This is a genomic window from Cupriavidus sp. 21MJTG02-4 (genome assembly GCF_057798975.1).
This window is the reverse complement of sequence record NZ_JBYOJP010000018.1, coordinates 13,734-32,046: the sequence shown is the minus strand read 5'-3', so window position 1 is coordinate 32,046 and position 18,313 is coordinate 13,734. Positions and strand designations below refer to the sequence as shown.

At 62.9% G+C, this 18,313-nt stretch carries 14 protein-coding genes; 11 read left to right on the top strand and 3 right to left on the bottom strand.

Annotated features, from left to right (window positions below; translation table 11 throughout):
- The first annotated feature begins 50 nt into the window (after positions 1-50).
- The 7 genes from AC3FKH_RS27965 to AC3FKH_RS27935 all read left to right on the top strand — a co-directional run bounded on the left by AC3FKH_RS27965 (position 51) and on the right by AC3FKH_RS27935 (position 7,374).
- A complete protein-coding gene (locus AC3FKH_RS27965) occupies positions 51-1,199 on the top strand; it encodes an acyl-CoA dehydrogenase family protein (protein WP_488678954.1) in 1,149 nt (382 codons plus the stop codon).
- A 29-nt stretch (positions 1,200-1,228) separates the two neighbouring features.
- Positions 1,229-1,744, top strand: a complete 516-nt coding sequence (locus AC3FKH_RS27960) for a MaoC family dehydratase (RefSeq protein WP_326348367.1) — start codon at positions 1,229-1,231, stop codon at positions 1,742-1,744.
- 12 nt (positions 1,745-1,756) lie between these two features.
- On the top strand, positions 1,757-2,968 hold the full coding sequence (locus tag AC3FKH_RS27955) for a thiolase family protein (RefSeq protein WP_488678953.1): 1,212 nt from the start codon (positions 1,757-1,759) through the stop codon (positions 2,966-2,968).
- 18 nt (positions 2,969-2,986) lie between these two features.
- Entirely contained in the window at positions 2,987-3,394 is a 408-nt protein-coding gene (locus tag AC3FKH_RS27950; protein WP_488678952.1) for a Zn-ribbon domain-containing OB-fold protein, read from the top strand.
- 94 nt (positions 3,395-3,488) lie between these two features.
- The gene (locus AC3FKH_RS27945) at positions 3,489-5,045 is read left to right on the top strand and encodes an MFS transporter (RefSeq protein ID WP_488678951.1); all 1,557 of its coding nucleotides are present in this window, start codon (positions 3,489-3,491) and stop codon (positions 5,043-5,045) included.
- 2 nt (positions 5,046-5,047) lie between these two features.
- Positions 5,048-5,953 (top strand): LysR family transcriptional regulator, encoded by a 906-nt coding sequence (locus AC3FKH_RS27940; RefSeq protein WP_488678950.1) that lies wholly within the window; start codon positions 5,048-5,050, stop codon positions 5,951-5,953.
- 236 nt (positions 5,954-6,189) lie between these two features.
- A complete protein-coding gene (locus tag AC3FKH_RS27935) occupies positions 6,190-7,374 on the top strand; it encodes a CaiB/BaiF CoA transferase family protein (protein ID WP_488678949.1) in 1,185 nt (394 codons plus the stop codon).
- A 158-nt stretch (positions 7,375-7,532) separates the two neighbouring features.
- On the opposite strand, the gene AC3FKH_RS27930 is transcribed toward AC3FKH_RS27935, so the two are convergent.
- Entirely contained in the window at positions 7,533-7,697 is a 165-nt protein-coding gene (locus AC3FKH_RS27930; RefSeq protein WP_488678948.1) for a TetR family transcriptional regulator, read from the bottom strand.
- 37 nt (positions 7,698-7,734) lie between these two features.
- Between AC3FKH_RS27930 and AC3FKH_RS27925 the strand changes: the two genes are divergently transcribed.
- The gene (locus AC3FKH_RS27925) at positions 7,735-8,637 is read left to right on the top strand and encodes a LysR family transcriptional regulator (protein ID WP_488678947.1); all 903 of its coding nucleotides are present in this window, start codon (positions 7,735-7,737) and stop codon (positions 8,635-8,637) included.
- A 141-nt stretch (positions 8,638-8,778) separates the two neighbouring features.
- Here the strand turns inward: AC3FKH_RS27925 and AC3FKH_RS27920 are convergent, their stop codons facing one another.
- Positions 8,779-10,131, bottom strand: a complete 1,353-nt coding sequence (locus tag AC3FKH_RS27920) for an MFS transporter (RefSeq protein WP_488678946.1) — start codon at positions 10,129-10,131, stop codon at positions 8,779-8,781.
- Positions 10,132-10,631: 500 nt separating this feature from the next.
- Here AC3FKH_RS27920 and AC3FKH_RS27915 point away from each other — a divergent pair, with 500 nt between their 5' ends.
- Positions 10,632-11,789 (top strand): CaiB/BaiF CoA transferase family protein, encoded by a 1,158-nt coding sequence (locus AC3FKH_RS27915; RefSeq protein WP_488678945.1) that lies wholly within the window; start codon positions 10,632-10,634, stop codon positions 11,787-11,789.
- A 63-nt stretch (positions 11,790-11,852) separates the two neighbouring features.
- Here AC3FKH_RS27915 and AC3FKH_RS27910 read toward each other — a convergent pair whose 3' ends face one another.
- On the bottom strand, positions 11,853-15,272 hold the full coding sequence (locus tag AC3FKH_RS27910; RefSeq protein ID WP_488678944.1) for an adenylate/guanylate cyclase domain-containing protein: 3,420 nt from the start codon (positions 15,270-15,272) through the stop codon (positions 11,853-11,855).
- 507 nt (positions 15,273-15,779) lie between these two features.
- Here AC3FKH_RS27910 and AC3FKH_RS27905 point away from each other — a divergent pair.
- Positions 15,780-16,943, top strand: coding sequence for a porin (locus tag AC3FKH_RS27905; RefSeq protein ID WP_488678943.1), 1,164 nt, complete (start codon positions 15,780-15,782; stop codon positions 16,941-16,943).
- A gap of 596 nt (positions 16,944-17,539) precedes the next feature.
- Positions 17,540-18,286 carry an IclR family transcriptional regulator gene (locus AC3FKH_RS27900; protein WP_488678942.1) on the top strand — a complete coding sequence of 249 codons (747 nt, stop codon included), beginning with the start codon at positions 17,540-17,542 and terminating at the stop codon, positions 18,284-18,286.
- The last annotated feature ends 27 nt before the right edge of the window (positions 18,287-18,313 follow it).

Below are 18,313 nucleotides of genomic sequence, written 5' to 3'. Positions count from 1 at the left end.
TACCGCTGCCATGCAGGCAGATGCCAACGCACACCATTGGAGGCAATACAGTGCAACCGAATTTCCTGAATGAATCGCAGGCCCTGTGGCTCGATACCGTGAACCGCTTCATGGACAACGAGGTCACAGTCGAGTACATCCGCAAGTGCGATGTGAACCGCGACTACCCCTACGAGGCCTACGAGAAGATCGCCAAGCAGGGCTGGCTGGGCCTGCTGTTCAGCGAGGAGGAGGGCGGCGCTGGCGGCGACATCTTCGACTACACGCTGATGGCCGAGGGCCTGGGCAAGTACGGCTTCGACTTCGCCGCCGCGATCCTAGTGCCCACCTTCACCGCGATGAACATCGCCAAGTACGGCACGGCCGCACAGAAGGACAAGTACATCAGGCCGTTTATCGAGGGCAAGATCCGCTTCTCGGTGTCGATCTCCGAACCCGATGCCGGCTCCGACGCCTCCAACACCAAGACCCGCGCCCGCCGCGACGCCAACGGCGACTGGATCGTCAGCGGCCAGAAGCTGTGGTGCAGCGGCGCGGCCGCCAAGGACGTGGTCATCGCCATGCTGGTGCGCACTGACCCGGACAACAAACACGGTGGCCTGTCAGTGCTGCTGATCCCCAACGACACGCCCGGCCTGGTCATCAACAAGCTGCCCACTCTGTCGCGCCATGCCACCGGTACGACAGAGATCTTCCTCGACAACGTGCGCGTGCCCGCCGACGCCATGCTGGGCGAGGAGGGCCAGGGCTGGAAGATCATCACCGAACACCTGGAGCTGGAGCGCTGCTCGGTGGCCGCGGCCTACGTGGGCAACGCGCAGGAGGCCGTCTCCAACGCCGTGCGCTACGCCCATGAGCGTATCCAGTTCGGCAAGCAGCTGTGGGACTTTCAGGTGCTCAAGCACATGCTGGCCGACCGCCAGACCGAGGTCGACGCGGCCCGCCTGCTGTGCTACCGCGCCGCGCAGATGGCGGCCGAGCACATGCCCTGCAGCCGCGAGGTGTCGATGGCCAAGCTCTACGGCTCCGAGACGCTGAAGGCCTGCGCGCTGACTGGCATGCAGGTGCTGGGCGGTTACGCCAACCTGCCGGAAGCCGACATGGAGCGCTACCTGCGCGAAAGCATCCAGTGCACGATCGGCGGCGGCACCTCGCAGATCCAGAAGACCATCATCGCCAAGTCCATGCGCATGGGCTGAGCGCGCAACGACTTCAAGGAACCATCGAAATGACTGACACGACCAAGCGCGTTATCAACAACCGTATCGACCAGACCTTTGATGAGCTGCAGGTTGGCCAGGTGTTCCGCTCCGGCGGACGTACCGTCACCGAAGCCGACGTGGTCAATTACTGCGCACTCACCGGCAACTGGATCGAGATTCACTCCAACACGCACTACGCCTCAAAGACGCGGTTCGGCCAGCGCCTGGTGCAGGGTTCGCTCACGTACTCGATCGTCACGGGCCTGATCCAGTTTGGCCTGGGCATCCAGGCAAACTACGGCATCGACAATATGCGCTTCCGCAACCCGGTGTATATCAACGACACCATCTACGCGGTGTGCGAGGTGATCGGCAAGAAGGAGAAGGACGACAAGTACGGCGTGATCAAGTTCCGCATTAGCGCGATCAACCAGAACGGCGACCTGCTGCAGCAAGGCGAATGGAGCCTGCTGATGCTGCGCAAGCGCGAAGACCTCGACGCGCTGATCGCATCGTCGCTGCCCGAACTGAAGGCGGCCTGAGGCATGGCGGCCATGTCGACCAAGCCAGTGGCAGCCATCATCGGGATGGGCGATGCCTATGCGTCCCGGGCGGATCGCAAGGACCCCCTGCAGCTCGCAGCCGAAGCCACCCGGCGCGCGTTGCAGGACGCGGGCATCAGCAAGGACCAGGTCGACGCCGTGTACACGGGACGGTCGCCCTGGGCGGACAAGCGCTCGCAGTGGAGCAATATCTTCATTTCGCACATGCAGATGGCGGTCAAGCGCACCAGCGAGATCACCATGCACGGCGCGGGGCTGACGGCGACGCTGGCGGTTGCTTCCGAGATGATCGCGGCGGGCCAGGCCGAGTATGTGCTCTGCCTGCAAAGCGACGCGACCGAGCTGTTTGTCGATGCCGTGGCGATGGGCGCCGAGGCCGATGCCGATCCGCAGTTCGAGGTGCCGTACGGCCCGATCATCCCGGCGCTGTACGGCCAGGCCGCCTGCCGCTACCTGCATGATTACGGCCTCACCGAAGCCGACCTGGCCGAAGTGGCGGTGTCGAACCAGCGCTGGGCCGTGCATCACCCGCACGCCGCCAAGGCAAGGTTTGGCGAGATCGACCGCGACACCGTGCTGGCTTCGCCGTACGTGGCCACGCCGCTGCGGCGCTGGATGTGCTCCACCTGGGGCGGCGGCACCGGCGGCGCGCTGGTGGTCACCTCGCCGGAGCGGGCCAAGGCGGCGCGCAACCCGGTCTACCTGATGGGCTATGGCTCGGCCACCACGCATGAGTACCTGGGGGACCGCATGAACATGCGGTCGTGCAAGTTCCCGGAACTCGGGCAGATGCCGAACCTGACCCATACGGCGACGGCGGCGGCGGCAAGCCAGGCCTATGCGATGTCGGGGCTGACGCCCGCTGACATCGACATGGCGCAGATCTCGGTCAACTTCGCTCACATGGGACCGATCGTGATGGAAGACCTGGGCTTCGCGAAGAAGGGCCGCGGCATCGACGTGTACCGCGAAGGGCGTACCGGCCTGGATGGGGATTTGCCCACCGATACCAACGGCGGCTGGCTGTCGTTCGGCCAGCCGGGGATCTCCTGCAATATGGACAGCATGGTCGAGGCGGTGCGCCAGCTGCGCGGCGAACCGCTCGGCCAGTCGCCCAGCCGCCGGCCGGGGACTGTCCTGGTGCAGGGCGCCGGGGGCATGCTGGCTGCCGGCAGCGTGCTGCTGCTGTCTTCCTCCACCTGAACCTCATCGGAGCACGTGATGACCCAAACGCAAGATGGCTGGCCGCAGCCGTACCAGCTTCTCGATGCCAAGCCCTACTGGGAAGGCCTGGGTGCAGGACTGCTGAAGTACCAGCGTTGTGGCGGATGCGGCCAGGCGGTATGGCCGGCCCATTCCTTCTGCCCGCACTGCAGCGCCGACAAGCTCGCGTGGGAAGTCTCCGCGGGCCACGGCAAGCTGTATTCCTTCAGCACGGTGATGCGCGGGCCAACGCCGGCCTTTGCGGCGATCGCGCCGTACACGGTCGGGTTCGTCGAGATGGATGAGGGCTATTTCCTGTTCACGCAGATCGAAGGGCCGCCGGAGACGCTGAAGATCGGCACCCCAGTCCAGGCCCGGATGATCGAACGTGGCGGGCAGAGGCTACCGGTGTTCGCCGGCGTCTGATGCAAGCAATCGGATAGCTCTCACGCTAGATTCATGCGATGAGGTGGTTCTGGCATAGAGCCCGGATCCACCAAGGCAAGCAGGAAGTAAAGGCATGAATACCACGCCGGCCGGGTTGCAGAAGATCGAGGGGAAGCAGCCGCGCATGAATGTGTTCGCCTGGGCGATCGCGCTCGCCACGGGGCTCGACTACTTCGACAACGCGATGTTCGGCTTCTTCACGCGGTACATCGCGGGCGGCATCAATGCCTCGCCTGATGAACTGGTCTGGGCGTCGACGATGTATGCCATGACCTCGGTGCTTGGCATCCTGCAGCAGCAGTGGTGGGTCGAGCGCGCCGGCTACCGGCGTTATGTCAGCGCCAGCCTGCTGTTGTTCGCCGCCGGCTCGGTGGCGTCCGCGCTGTCCGAATCGTCGATGGAACTGGCAGTGGCTCGCGGGCTGCAGGGGTACTTCATCGGCCCGATGATGAGCGCTTGCCGCATCCAGCTTCAGGTCAGTTTCAACCCGCAGCAGCGCCCGGCAGCCATGCAGGTGTTCCTGGTGATGATCTTGCTGGCGAGCGCGCTCGCGCCACTGTCCGGCGGCTATCTGATCGCACACTTCGGGTGGCGCGCGCTGTTCGCCGGCACGGCGCTCGGCGGTGCTGCTCTGGCCCTGTTGGCCTGGTTTGCTGTGCCGCATTCCGGCCAGGTGCACCTCGAAGCGCGCGGCGACATGCATTTCTGGCCGTATATCCTGTTTGCCTCCGGACTGAGCGCGCTGCTGATCGTGATGCAGCAGGTGCGCTTTGAAGTGTTCAGCGCCTCGCCCGCACTCGTGCTCCTGAGCGTGGCCGGTCTGCTGGCGCTGGCGTGGTTCGTCTGGCACCAATGGCATCACCCCCGGCCCCTCGTTCGCCTCCATGCATTGCGTGAAAAGACGTTCCAGGTCGGGATCGTGCTGTACATGCTCTTTTACTATCTGAGTCACTCAATGGGTTACCTGGTTTCGCGCTTACTGGAAGGCGGGCTTGGCTACCCGGTGGAGAGCGCCGGGCAACTGGTTGGCATCACGTCACTACTCTCGCTGCCCCTGGCATTCGCGTACTTCCGGTACTCATCGCTGGTCCAGCACAAGAAATGGATGATCGCTCCCGGCTTCCTGCTGGCGGCTCTGATCGGCGGCTGGATGGGACATATGCCGCCCGGCGCCAGCGTGTCGTGGCTGGTGCTGCCACTGGTGCTGCGCGGCCTGCTGTTGTTGTTCGTGGCTTTGCCTGTGGCCAATGTCACTTTCCGGATCTTCGCGGTAGAAGAGTTCAATCATGGCTACCGTTTCAAGAACATCGTCAAGCAACTGACCTATTCATTTGCCACGGCGACCATGATCATCCTGGACCAGCACCGGTTCGCTGTTCATGATTCTCGTCTTGCTGAGTTCGTGAACCCGTTCGACGCGATCTACCAGGCCACGCGCGATCGGATGGTCCATGCATTCGAGAGCATGGGCCACAACAGCAATGAAGCCGCCAGCCTGGCGCTGCATGAGATCGGCCGCATGGTCACGCAGCAGGCAAGCTTCCTCAGGACGCTGGATGGCTTCTATTTTGTGATGTGGGTCGCCGTTTGCGGCGGAATATTTGCGATGTGGCAAAGACGGATTGATTGAACATGGCGCCGGAAGATACCGAAGAAGCGAGCGACTGGCGCGACTGGGAGAACTTCTGCAGGGTAGTGGAAGCCGGCAGTTTCACGGCCGCTGGCACCAGGGCCAGGCTGCCCAAATCCTCGGTCAGCGCATCGGTGACGCGGCTAGAGCAACAGCTTGGCATCCGGCTGCTGGAGAGAACCACCCGCCGCGTGCGCGTCACAGAAGCCGGCGAGGGGGTCTATGCGCGCGCGGCACCGCTGCTTGCGGCGCTGCGTGACGTCGCGGCCGATGCGAAGTCGGCAACGCCGGAAGTCCGGGGAACGCTGCGGGTGAGCGCGCCCTACGAGAGCGGATGGCTGCATTTGTCCCCGGCACTCGCCAGGCTCCTCAAGACGTATCCTGACCTGCGCGTCGAGATCGATGAATCGCGAGGGGTGCCCGATCTCATCGAACAGGGGTACGACGTTGCCTTTGTCAGGACCACCACGCAACTACCAGGCAGTTCGATGGTGAGCAAGCGGGTGGTGGCAATGGAGCGGGCCTTTTATGCATCCGCTTCCCTGTGCAAGGCGCGCGGGCTCCCCCAGGCGCCGCAAGAGCTTGAAGCATGGCCTGCTCTCGTCGAGCCGGACGACCAGTACTGGGAGTCCTGCCAGGATGGGAGGGAGGTGGTGCGGATATCCGTGCAACCACGCATCCGAACCTCCAATGCGGAGATACGGGTGCGGGCCGCCATTGACGGGCTGGGGGTGGCGCGCATTGCGTCGAGGTTTGTCGAGGACTACGTCAAGCGCGGGGACCTCGTACGAGTCCTACCCGCATTCAGTTCATCGCCATCGAGGATCTATGCGCTGACGCCGGCGCGCCGACTGATGCCGGCAAAGGTGCGCGCCTTGCTGGACGCCGTCGGTAGTGCCGACGAATAGCGACGGCCTGCCAGCTGGCGGCCCACCGCTAGCCGAAAACCGACTGGGTCGCCTGGGCGGCGCGACACAACGGTGCGCCGTTTCCAACGCCCACTGGGCATTCATCGGCGCGGCAGTTTCAAAGTACGGGACGCCTTGGGAGCCTTGGTTGACTGGCGCAGGGCCGACGGTCACGATCGATCCACCACCCGGTGTCTCACTCAGATGAGGCTACGAGTCAAATGGAAGTTAACGAGATGTCCAAGGTTCTTGAAGGTATCCGCGTCCTCGATTTCGGACGCTTCATTGCCGGCCCGTTCTGCGCGGCGCTGCTCGCGGACTACGGCGCCGATGTCATCCGCATCGATCGGGTAGGCGGCAGCGAAGACCGGTTCATCGTGCCGGTCACGGATTCGGGGGAGGGCGCGCTATTCCTGCAGTGCAACCGCAACAAGCGCTCGGTCACACTGGACATCGACAGCGAACAGGGCCGCGAGGTGGTGCGCCGTCTGGTGGAAACGGCTGATGTGGTGGTGGCCAACATGCCGCCCAAGACGCTGGCAAATCTGGGGCTGGACTACGCCATGCTCAGCGCGGTCAATCCCCGCATCATCCTCACCGCTTCGACCGCCTTCGGATCGCATGAAGGTGCTGGCCACCGCGTCGGATTCGATGGGGTGGGCCAGGCGCTCAGCGGAGCGGTCTATATGTCGGGCACGCCTGACAGCCCCACCAAGGCGATGGTGCCGGTGGTCGACTTTTCCACGGCCCTGTCATGCGCGCTCGGCACCGTGCTGGCATTGTATGAGCGGCGCAGCAGCGGCCGCGGGCAGTGGGTCGAAGCCTCGCTGCTGCAGACGGCGCTGAACCTGTCCAGCGGGGCGCTGATCGAGGAAGCCACGCTTGCCCTCGACCGGCAGGCGATCGGCAACCGCAGCCCCTCCTATGGACCGTCGGACATTTTCCGCGTGACCGACGGCTGGATCATCGCGCAGGTGATTGGGCAGCCACTGTTCCGACGCTGGGCCAACCTGATCGGCGCGCCGGAACTGGTGGATGATCCGCGCTTTCGCGACGACCTGCAGCGCGGCGAGCACGGCGAGTTGCTGAGCGAGCTGATGGGCCAATGGTGTGCCACCCGCACCCGCGACGAGGCACTGCGGGAACTGGAAAAGGCCAAGATCCCGGCGGCGCCGATCTATTCCCCGCGCGAGGCGCTCGATGATGCCTCGATCCAGGAGTCGGGCGCCTACATCTGGCTCGACTACCCGGGCCTGCCGCGCAAGGCGCCGATTGTGGCGCCGCCGGCGATGCTGTCGCGCACGCCGCCCGATGTGGTGCGCCGTCCGCCCATGGTTGGCGAACACACCGAAGAAGTGCTTGCAGAGGTGGGCTACGACCTCGCCCAGGTGCAAGCCATGCGGGAGGCGGGCATCGTCTGACGGAGCACTCGCATCGGAGTAATGTGCGATGCGAAATGGTGGTTCGACAGAGACTACCGCAACGCAACCGGTCCGCTCATCGGTCAACTCGAGTTTCTCTAGAAGCCACCGCCCACGCCCGCCTGGCCGGCCTGAGAACGCCATTCGGTCAGACGCCTTCAGTGCGCAAAGATGCTTTGGGCACTGTGTTCCATTACCTCCTCGAGCAGCGCTTCTTTCGAGTTGAAGTGGTAGTAGATGCTGGGCGCTTCAATGCCGCCGGCCTGGTCGGAAATCCCGCGCCCGTTTGCGCCTGGCGAGTCCAGAGAAATTGCACGCTGCATTGAGAAATAATCCGGTACGACGCGTGGGAAGGATGTGATGCGCTTTGATCTGGTCGACTTGAAACTGTTCACGCATATTGCGGAGGCGCTGAGCCTGACCGGCGGTGCGCGACGCTCAAACCTGTCGCTGGCCGCGGCCAGCATCCGCATCAAGCGTCTCGAAAAGGACGTCGGCGTCAGGCTACTGAGCCGCAGCAGCCAGGGCGTGAAGGTGACCGGAGCAGGCGAGACCCTGCTCGCCCATGCGCGCCGGGTAGTGCGCCAGCTGGAGCAGTTGAGCGGTGATCTCCAGGAGTATGCGGCAGGCGTGAAAGGCCATGTGCGCGTCTTCGCCAACACCACCGCGATGAGCGAACTCCTGCCGGCCGTACTTCGCACTTATCTTGTCAGTCATCCGGACGTGACCATCGATATGCACGAGCGGCTGAGCCCCGACATCGTGCGCGCGGTGCTGGAGGGGATCGCCGACATCGGCATCATTGCCGGAAACGTGCGCACCGAAGGGCTCGAAGTCATGCCATACCGGCGCGACCGCCTGGTACTTGCCACCGCGCTGAGCCATCCGCTGGCCCGACGCAACAGCGCGGACTTTGTCGATACGCTGGACTACGACTTCATCGGCCTTCCGGAGGCAAGCGCGATCCACAATTTCCTCAAGCGGGCCGCCGCCGACCTGCAGCGTGAGCTGCGCTGGCGCGTCCAGGTCAGCAACTTCGAAGCCGCGTGCCGGATGATCGAGGCCAATGTTGGCGTCGGAGTGCTGCCCGAAAGCACCGCGTCCCGTCACGCCGGTACGATGGCGCTGCGCATTGTCGAGCTCGACGACGATTGGGCCGAGCGCAAGCTGCAGTTATGCGTTGCCGACCTCGGCGCCTTGCCGTTGTTTGCACGGAAGTTGGTGGATCTGCTGGTCGAGGACAGTGTCGAGCGCCAGGACTGATGGTTCCCGGCCATCGGGATCTCAAGCACCCGCTCAAGCAGATGCTCGACCCGCCCCATCTCTGTGGGGGCGAGCGCTCTCGAAAAATGCCGGCAGGGATCAAGCAGTTGCAGCCGCCAATTGCCGAAATACCGACAAAGATCACCCCACTTCTTTCGATGCACGGAGACTGTCAGTCTTCCCATTTCCGTGTCCGTGAGCAGGGCCTGTATACCCGGATTTCGGGATCAGCGGCACGAACACTGCTGCAACGACGGCCGGGACGACGAACGCATAGAAATTCCATTGCAATCCCAGATTCGAACCGACGATCCACCCGCCGATGAGCGGACCGAGGATGGATCCGAACCGCCCCAACGCTTGCGCTGCTCCAATCGCCGAGCCCCTGCAGGAAGCGGGAAAGTGCGCAGCAATGTATCCGTAGATCAGGGTAGTGGTGCCGATGGATCCGATTCCCGCACCGAACACTGCGAGCATCAGCCAAGCGAAGTCCAGCTGCTGGCTCAGCGCAATCAGCGACAGTCCCCCAATGAGGAAGAACGGGATGATCACTCTCTTGGAACCGACACGATCAGCGAGCCAGGAGCCTCCGACCATGCCAACGACGGCGCCAAACTGCATCACCAGGAGGAATTGCAGGGACGAACCCAGCGGATAGCCAGCCTTGCGCATCAACTGAGGCAGCCACGTGTTCAGCCCATAGACGATCAATTGCACGCAGAAGCACACAAAGGCGAAGAGCAGAGCGGAGGAGCGAAACTCGGCCGACATCAACTGACGGTATCCACGCGCTCCCGCTGTGGCATCCTGCAAGCGGTGCTGCTGCTGGTCGCGCAAAATCTGGGCGAGATCGAGGGAATACTGGGTGGCGAGTTGGCGCGCTTCCTCCATGCGGCCGCGGTCCACCAGGAAGTTCACTGACTCAGGCAGGAGACGATACATCACCGGCAGGATCAGAACGTAGAGCGCACCGAGGGCGTAGAGCGTGCGCCAGCCATGTGCCTGAAGCAGGGCAATGGCGAGCAAGGCGCAGATGATGCCGCCAACCGAGTAGCCCGTGAGCGTGAGCGCGTTGTACAACTGGCGCCGGTTCGTCGGCGCATACTCAACGGTGAGCGCCACGGCCGATGGCACCACGCCGCCCAAGCCGATGCCGGTAACGAAGCGGGCAGCCGCCAGTGAGAACGGGGAAGGCGCGAGTGCGCAAAGGATCGAGCCGATGGAGAACCACAGCACGCCAATCATGATCAGGTTCCGTCTGCCCATGCGATCGGTCATCGGACCCGCCGCCCCCATGCCAACCATCAGGCCCACCAATGTCCAGCTTCCTATCATCCCCGCTGCTGCGGGGCTCAGGTTCCAGCCAGGCTCTTCCAGAAGACGCGGAACGGTCGCGCCATAGATGATGAGGTCATAGCCGTCCGCCACCAGTGTCAAAAAGCACAAGATAACTACTAGCAAGCCACTGCGGGCCGGCAATGCTGCGTGATTCATCTTGTCTCCTTTGTCATCGCCAATGAACCGCTGAGCGAGCTCACTTGCGTTCTGCAGGTGGTGGTTCGGCTGCCCTCGGTTGAGGCGGTTTGTCGTTGCCACCCTGCAGCGCCGGCTTCCTATCGGTCCTCCGTAGTCTGTGTGGCACTGCGCGGCCGCGTCAAAGCGCAACGCGAAACTCTCCCGTACTTCGAAAATGAAAGTGCTTGGCCTCCAAGGGGATATGGAATCCATAGCCAAAGGAGACGGCCGCGTGGCTCTGTGGTATTCCGAAGTACGGGACGTCCGCGAGGCGCAGGTTGCAAGCTTCTCGACTATCCTGCGTCATGTATGGTTGTAGGGATGGTGAAAGGACTGCTGGTGGGAATGCGGGTCGCATATCGGCGGATGTGAGACCACCAACTGGCTGAATCTGCTCCGTGGGACGAAGCCCAGGGCGGGGTAGCTCGAACGTAGATCTGAGCGCAGATTAAAGCAAAGGCACCGAGGAGCACGAAACCATGGCGCAAAAGCCAACAGGACCCCTGGCGGGAATCAAGATCGTTGAGTTGGGCGGCATCGGTCCAGGGCCGTTCTGCTGCATGCTGTTGTCCGACCTGGGGGGCGACATCATCCGCATCGATCGCCCTTCTCCGTCAGACGGGGGCGCACCGGTCGAGGCACGCTTCGACCTGCTCAATCGCGGCCGCCGCAGCGCGGCACTGGACCTCAAGCACCCGCAAGCAGTCGCGACCGTACTGCGGCTGGTCAGCCAGGCCGACGCGGTGATCGAGGGCTTCCGGCCCGGCGTAGCGGAACGGCTGGGGCTTGGCCCCGAGGACTGCCATAAGGTCAACCCGCGGCTGGTCTATGGCCGCATGACAGGCTGGGGGCAGGACGGCCCGCTCGCCCAGGAGCCGGGGCACGATATCAACTACATTGCACTGACGGGCGTGCTGCATTCCGTCGGCAAGGCTGGCGAATCGCCGTCGATCCCGCTCAATCTGGCCGGCGATTTCGGCGGCGGCTCGCTGTACCTGGCGCTGGGCGTGGTGAGCGCCATCCTAGAGAGCCGCATGTCGGGACGGGGGCAGGTGGTGGATGCCGCGATGGTGGACGGATCGGCGTCGTTGATGACGCTGATCTATGGCCTGCGGGCGGCCGGCTACTGGACGGACGAGCGGGGCACCAACCGCCTCGATTCGGGCGCCCCCTGGTACAACGTGTACGAGACGAAGGACGGCAAGTATGTCGGAATTGGCGCCAATGAAACGCGCTTCTACCGCAACGCCGTGAAGCTGCTGGGGCTGGATGCCGACAAGCTGCCCGGCCAGCATGACCGCGCCGGCTGGCCGGCGATGCGCGAGCAGTTTGCCGCCGCTTTCCGCACGCGCACGCGAGACGCGTGGGTTGTGCTCGCGGCTGGCACAGAGACTTGCATCACGCCCATACTTTCGCTCGGCGAGGCACCGCACAGTCGCCATCTGCAGGCGCGCAAGACCTTCGTCGAAGTCGATGGCGTGGTGCAGCCCGCGCCGGCGCCGCGCTTCAGCCGCACGCCGGGGAGCATCCAGCGTCCACCGGCCCGGCCGGGACAGCACACGGACGAGGTGCTGGGCGACTGGGGACTCTCTGCGGAGGAACTTGCGGCACTGCGCAGCGCGGGGGCGATCCGCTAGCGGGGGACAGAAGGAAGACGGTCGGGTACCAGCCTTCTCTGGGAAGCGCCTGAGTAGCGTCCGCTACGCGTCATGCTCGGGCGGCAGGGCATCCAACAGTCTCTTGCCCTGCTGCCAGTCGGCGGTGTCGAACCCTTCCGTAAATGCCCCTTGTATCCCGACCAGCGCCTGGCGCGCAGCTTCGGTCTTGCCTAGTTGTTGCCATAGCCGCGCCAGGCTGTGCGACGCGCGCAGTTCAAGCGACTTCGCACCTTGCCGGCGGGCAATCATGATGGCTTTATGAAAACACGCTTCCGGTGCTTCGTGGTCCAAGGACATGCGGGGCTGTGCGCCGAAGTGTTGGAGCAACAATTCTCCCTCGAGCCGATGCAACTCCGCTTCATAGTAGCGTTCCCCCGTATTGCTCGCCCTGGCTAGCGCTTCGGCTAGCACGCACAGACCCGCGCTGGCTTGGCCCGCGTTCGCATGGGCTTGCGCCAGCAGGGCCAGAAAGTAAGGACAACCGAACGCGGCGCCCGCAGCCTGGTAGGCGGTCAGGCCATCGCGCATCTGCGCGATGCCTTCCTCTCTGCTTCCCTGCTCGGCGATCGCCCAACCCCGCAGGATGGTTCCCCATGCTAGCCAGAACGGAAACCCCTGTTCGGCTGAGAGCGCGACTGCGGCTTCGGCGCATTCGCGAGTCTGCTGCACCTCGTGCAGGTACTGATGCATCTCGGCAGCATGGACCAGGGCGAGTGCCAGGCTCAACGGGTGAGAGACTTTCCGGGCTAGCGCCAGCGCCTCCTGACTTTGTTTGCTGGCCTGGAGCGGGAATCCCAGGTACCACATGACCCATGCCAAAAGACTGAAGCCGCGTACCCCAGGGTTCTGCCCATAAAGTGCCGCATGGACTTGGTGGTGTTCGGATTCATAGTGGGCAATCGCCTGCTCCAGGTGGCTCCGAGCCTTGTGGAACTCGCCTAGATAGAGCGAGCTTCCTCCCAGCGCAATATGCGCCTGCCCGAGCAACACCGGGTCTTGCGTCTTCTCGGCCAGGCTGAGCAGCCCCTTACCCAGTTCATACGCGTTACTGTGCTGCGCACTTGTGGCAAAAAACATGCGCAATCCCAACTTCACCTGGAAGAGCTGCGGAGTGTCGCCAATCTTCTCGCTTAGGATCAGGGCCCGAGAATAGTTCACCTGCACCTCAAATGAGGCATAACCCTTCGCGGCAATCAGGGCTTGTCCAAGGGTGACGCGCAACGTCAACTCCAGACGCGCGCGCTCCGAGGTGTCGGGCAGTTGAATGAGCCGCTCCAGAGCCGCATTCAGGTGACGGATTGCATCGAGATGAGCCGAACGATCAACCGCCTGGCGTCCAGCGCAGTGCAGGTACTCCACCGCCTTTGGAGTGTTGTCGCTTCGCCCATAATGGTGGGCCAGTTCGTTGCAGCGCTCTTTCAACTGATTGCGGAAAAGGTCTTCGATGGCTCGACCCGTGCGTTCGTGCAGGGCAGAGCGCTGTTCCGAGAGCAAGGAGTTGCCGGCGACTTCCTGCGTGAGCGCGTGCTTAAACGCATACTCGACCTCGGGAAAGGCTGGTCGCCCGTAGATAAACTCCGCGGCCTGCAGGCCGGCTAGCAGAGGATACAGGCACGCTTCCGACTGTCCGGCGACCTGCCGGATCAAGCTCAAGGGGAACTCTTTGCCGATCACGGCCAGGGTCTGCAGCAGTTCCTTCTGCGCGCGAGGCAACCGATCTATGCGTGCGGCTAGCACCCCCTGTACTGTGGTCGGAATATACAGCGCGGCGGGGGTTTCTTCGATGTGGTATCGGCCCGGTATACCGAGCAGCGCCTTTTGCTCGGCCAGCGTCTGGACGACCTCCTCCATGAAAAAGGGATTCCCCTCGGTCTTTTCCAGGATGAGCCGCTTGAGCGGCCCCAGCCCGGAGTCATCGCCCAATAAGACACTGAGCAAGCCCTGTGCCTCTGCTGAGCCCAACGGAACGAGCCTGACTTCAGTGCAATTGTCCCGGTGCCTCCCGGCGAGGCGATACTCTGGCCGGTAGTTCACGAGAAGTAGGATTCGGGCGTCCGCTACCCGATCAATGAGAAATGCGAGGAACGCTTCGGTTTCGCTATCCAGCCATTGCAGATCCTCTATCATGACTTCGACAGGCTGATTGCAGCTCTCGCGCACCAGCAGGCGCGTGATGGCCTGGAACGTGCGCTCCCGCCGCAGATCGGCGCCCATGTCAGCCAGCCCGGAGCCATCGCTGATACCCAGCAGTTGAAGCAGGTAGGGCAAAAGGTCTTCCAGGCTGCGCTCTGTTGTGAGCACTTTTCCCGTAACCTTTTCGCGACACTGCCGCTCGCTGTCCTCGGCGGTAATCTGAAAATAGTTCCTCAAGAGTTCAATGAGCGGCAAATACGCAAAGGCTTTGCCGTGCGACACTGAGAAGGTCTCCAGCACGAGGCAGCCGCTCTGCGAGCGCGCCTTGAACTCGTGAAATAGCCGAGACTTTCCAACCCCCGCATCCCCCGCCACCGCAACGATCTGCCCGTGTCCGGCCGTGCACTGTTCTAGCGCCCGGTGCAGTGCTTCCAGTTCGGCCTCGCGGCCCACAAACTGGGTCAGACCGCGGCGCGCCGCCACTTGCAAGCGCGTGCGCAGCGCCCCCAGGCCCAGCATTTCGTAGACCGGCAGTGGCTTCGGGATACCTTTGACCTGAGCCTCGCCCAGCGCCTTGAACTCGAAGTAACCTTCAGCGAGCTTGTGCGTGGCTTCGCTGACCAGGATGGACGCAGGCGCGGCCATGGTCTCCATCCGCGAGGCAATGTGGATCGTGTTTCCTACCGGGTCATAGTCAGTGTGCAGGTCGCTCTTGCGGATCGAACGCACGACCACTTCGCCCGTGTGGACGCCCACCCGGATCTGCAGCGGGATACCCTGCTCCAGCCGAAGACGGTCGCTGTGCCGATGCATCGCCGCCTGCATGCGCAGCGCTGCATAGAGCGCCCGCTGCGGGTGGTCCTCGTGAGCAATGGGCGCGCCGAACAACGCCAGTATTCCATCGCCCAATGATTTGGCAACGTAGCCCTCGTAGTAATGAACAGCCTCCATCATCATTTCGATGACGGGGGCGATCAGGCGGTACGCCTCCTCTGGGTCCCGGTCGTGGATCAAGGCCGTCGAACCCGCCATGTCTGCAAACAGGACGGTGATGGTCTTGCGTTCGCCTGCTATCTCACCCCGGGCTTCCAGGGCGGCTTGTTCGGCCCGAATGCGCTCGGCCAGGTAGGGAGGAGTGTAGTGAATGGGGGCAGCGAATGATGCTTCGGGCAATTCGGTGACGGGCTCGCCGCACGCAATGCAGAAGCGCGCCGTCGGATCCAGTGCGCGGCCGCAGCGCTGGCAAACGCGTGCCAGCCTGTTGCCGCACTGCTGGCAAAAATTGGCTTCAACGGCATTTTCGAACCCGCACTTTGTGCACTGCGCCATGGGAGTCTCCTTCTGGCCTCCTTACTCAATTAGATGCCCCAATGCCGTCCCTCGCAAGACAGGCGGGTAGTCGCGCCTCTTGGCATGTCGCATCGAGGCGAGTTCAACCTCACGCGTGGCCCGACGCTAGCGTCGTTTGCCGTCTCCTGCGCCGCTGCCAGCGCGATCTCGATTTGCGATCTGGCGGGCGTGAAGAATGCCGTTCTTCAGCTGTCACCCCCAAGGAGGAAGCTGCTTCCGGTTCAGCTTTCGCAGCAGCTCACCATTGACCCTTTTTTCCACTGTACGGGACATCCACGGCTCCTGCGTTGAACTTGCCGGCGTCCATTTCTATGCTTACCCGCCGAAGCCTGTGTGCAGCAGGTCAAAAATTGGGACGTCATTCGAAACCCTTTCTCGAATGCGTTTCAGTGACTTCGTAGTGTCAAAAAAAGATGAGTAGCGAAAGTCGTTACCAAACCGGACGGGAAATCCACGTCCAAACCAGGAAAGAAGGAGGAGGCGCTTATGAAGTTGAAGTGCATTGCTACGGTATCAATGCTCGCTGGTGCGGGAACCGCATTTGCGCAGACAAGTGTCACGCTCTATGGCGTGGTCGATGCCAACGTCGAGTATGTCAATCATGTTGGCGCGGTGCCGGCAGCAACAAACGGTTTCAACCCTGGGCCCGCCAATAGTGCTTACCGCATGGGCTCGGGCGGCCTGTCCGGATCGCGCTGGGGTATTCGTGGCACGGAAGACCTGGGTAGTGGGCTGAAGTCAGTCTTCGTCCTCGAAAGCGGCTTTGCCGCGGATACAGGTCTTGGCCAGCAAAGTGGCCGGATGTTTGGTCGCCAGGCTTTTGTCGGCCTGCAGAGCGCCAGCCTCGGGCAGCTGACTTTTGGCCGTCAGTACACCTCGATGTTTGATGCGCTGGCTAACTTCGCCCCGGCTGCCTTCGCGACGCTCTACGAACCGACGGTGTTGCAGAATGGTGGCAACTACCGGGAGGACAATACCGTCAAGTACACGGGGCAATTCGGTCCTCTGTCAGCATGGGCTCACTGGTCGTTCGGTGTTGGGTTGACCCAGCCGCAAGTCGCCGCAGCAGTGCCTGCATTCGGCGGCAACGGAGAGGTTCCCGGGCAGTTCCGCCGCGACAGTGCATATGGCGCAGCCGCGATGTACGCGGTCGGCCCGTTTGCCGGGACCATCGGCTACGACCAGTGGAATCCGTCGATTGGTATTGCCAGCGGTTCGGTCAAGAAAGCATCGGTTGCTGCGAGCTATACCGTTGGCACGGCGAAAATCATGGGCGGCTACCGTTGGGGGCAAAGCAAGAATTCAACGGATGCCGTGATGGTGCGCGACGATTACTACTGGATTGGCGCCAACTATCAGGCAACTTCTGCCCTGGGTTTCACGCTTGAGTATTCGTACGATAATCTGAAGAACCTGTACGGCAACAAAAATGCGCCCAATCCCTGGCAGATCGCATTTATTTCGAACTATGCATTTTCCAAGCGTACCGATGTTTATCTGACCACCGCATACGCCAAGAACGCCGGCCTGACACTTGATTCATTGGCGACCGGCTACCTCACCAGCCTGGCCCTTGGCTCCAGCTACGTACTGCCAAGCGGTGGAAGTTCGATGCTGGGCGTGGCTGTCGGCCTGCGTCACAAGTTCTAAAGTCGTTCGATATCTGCCTGGCGGGCCACATTGCCTTGCCAGGCAGATCGCGGCAGTCTTCACCAACGACCAGGGCCGCGCGATGTAGATGGTTCCGAACATCCGATCAGGGACGGTCGGCCCCAATGGGCATCGTACCGATTCGTCGATCGCATTCGTCGATTCAAGCAATCGGGCACTGGCCGCAATAGTGATGTGGAAGGCCTGACCGCTTTCATGAAATCACAAGCAATCGCGTCGCTTGCCTGCATTCTGCAGTTACGCAAGGGAAAGTCGCGACAGGTGTGTAGCTTTCGCACCTTGCGGATTCCCCGCAGGTCTAGCGCGGAGCCGCCGGCCGGGCGCCGGTGAGGCGCACGTGAAGTGGGTTAACCCCCATGGCATTCACGCAATCCGCTGTTCAAACTCTACCTAACGTTCGTCAGGTAATCGAGTCCTCGGATGCGGATCGGCCTCGGACGGAACTACCCCTCAAACACACGGAGACGCCCATGTTGCAGCAAGCCGGCGCAAGGTCGAGGGATCACCAGTACGATACCGGTACGATTTTTAGAAGACTGGGCCGATCCGCCACGGCGGAAAGCGAGGTGAGGGTCATGCCGCTGGCACGCGGTCTGGCCGTGCTGGCAGCTTTCGGCCCCGAGCAGGTGTGGCTGGGCAACCAGGAAATCTCCCTTGAAACCGGCATCCCCGCGGCGACGGTGTCCCGCTTGCTGCAGTCGCTGGTCGCGCTGGGCTACCTGCACCACGACGAAGCGCGCCGCAAGTACCGCCTTACGGCGGCCTCATTGTCGCTCGGTTACGCAGCGATCGCCGACCCTGCGGTTCGGCGGGAGGCCAACGTCGAAATGCGGAAGTTCGCCGAAGCTACGGATACCAACGTGGTGCTCGGCACACGAGACCGGCTCGATGTGATCGTGCTCGACAGCCGTGTCGGCAGCCAGGTAGTACTGGACCTGCGCCTCACGCCGGGTACGCGGCTGCATATTGCGTCTTCCCTGATGGGATCGGCTTTGCTGGCTGCGATCCCGGAACTGGAACGCTGCTACCTGCAGGGCAACGTGGAGCGAAAGGCCGGCCGCGAGTGGCCGACGCTACGGCGGCGCATGGCTGAGAAGATCTCCCAGGTCCACGCACGGGGCTTCTGCATGTCGCTCGGCGAGTGGGAGCCGGAGCTGGCTACGGTCGCCGTGCCGTTCTGCGTGCCGGACCAGCCGCCCCTGGCATTGGCCTGCGTAGGCCGTACCGCCCGCATGACGCGTGCCCGTATCGAGCGGGAGCTCGGGCCGCGGCTGGTCGCCACGGCGCAATTGCTGCAGGAGCGGCTGACGGCACGTGAGTAAAGCGCGCCAGGAAACCGCACCGGAGTC

Excerpts from the sequence above, each read along its gene's own strand:
- AC3FKH_RS27960 (WP_326348367.1), top strand. The coding sequence starts at position 1,229 with ATGACTGACACGACCAAGCGCGTTATCAACAACCGTATCGACCAGACC.
- AC3FKH_RS27955 (WP_488678953.1), top strand. The coding sequence starts at position 1,757 with ATGTCGACCAAGCCAGTGGCAGCCATCATCGGGATGGGCGATGCCTAT.
- AC3FKH_RS27950 (WP_488678952.1), top strand. The coding sequence starts at position 2,987 with ATGACCCAAACGCAAGATGGCTGGCCGCAGCCGTACCAGCTTCTCGAT.
- AC3FKH_RS27945 (WP_488678951.1), top strand. The coding sequence starts at position 3,489 with ATGAATACCACGCCGGCCGGGTTGCAGAAGATCGAGGGGAAGCAGCCG.
- AC3FKH_RS27940 (WP_488678950.1), top strand. The coding sequence starts at position 5,048 with ATGGCGCCGGAAGATACCGAAGAAGCGAGCGACTGGCGCGACTGGGAG.
- AC3FKH_RS27935 (WP_488678949.1), top strand. The coding sequence starts at position 6,190 with ATGTCCAAGGTTCTTGAAGGTATCCGCGTCCTCGATTTCGGACGCTTC.
- AC3FKH_RS27930 (WP_488678948.1), bottom strand. The coding sequence starts at position 7,697 with ATGCAGCGTGCAATTTCTCTGGACTCGCCAGGCGCAAACGGGCGCGGG.
- AC3FKH_RS27925 (WP_488678947.1), top strand. The coding sequence starts at position 7,735 with ATGCGCTTTGATCTGGTCGACTTGAAACTGTTCACGCATATTGCGGAG.
- AC3FKH_RS27920 (WP_488678946.1), bottom strand. The coding sequence starts at position 10,131 with ATGAATCACGCAGCATTGCCGGCCCGCAGTGGCTTGCTAGTAGTTATC.
- AC3FKH_RS27915 (WP_488678945.1), top strand. The coding sequence starts at position 10,632 with ATGGCGCAAAAGCCAACAGGACCCCTGGCGGGAATCAAGATCGTTGAG.
- AC3FKH_RS27910 (WP_488678944.1), bottom strand. The coding sequence starts at position 15,272 with ATGGCGCAGTGCACAAAGTGCGGGTTCGAAAATGCCGTTGAAGCCAAT.
- AC3FKH_RS27905 (WP_488678943.1), top strand. The coding sequence starts at position 15,780 with ATGAAGTTGAAGTGCATTGCTACGGTATCAATGCTCGCTGGTGCGGGA.
- AC3FKH_RS27900 (WP_488678942.1), top strand. The coding sequence starts at position 17,540 with ATGCCGCTGGCACGCGGTCTGGCCGTGCTGGCAGCTTTCGGCCCCGAG.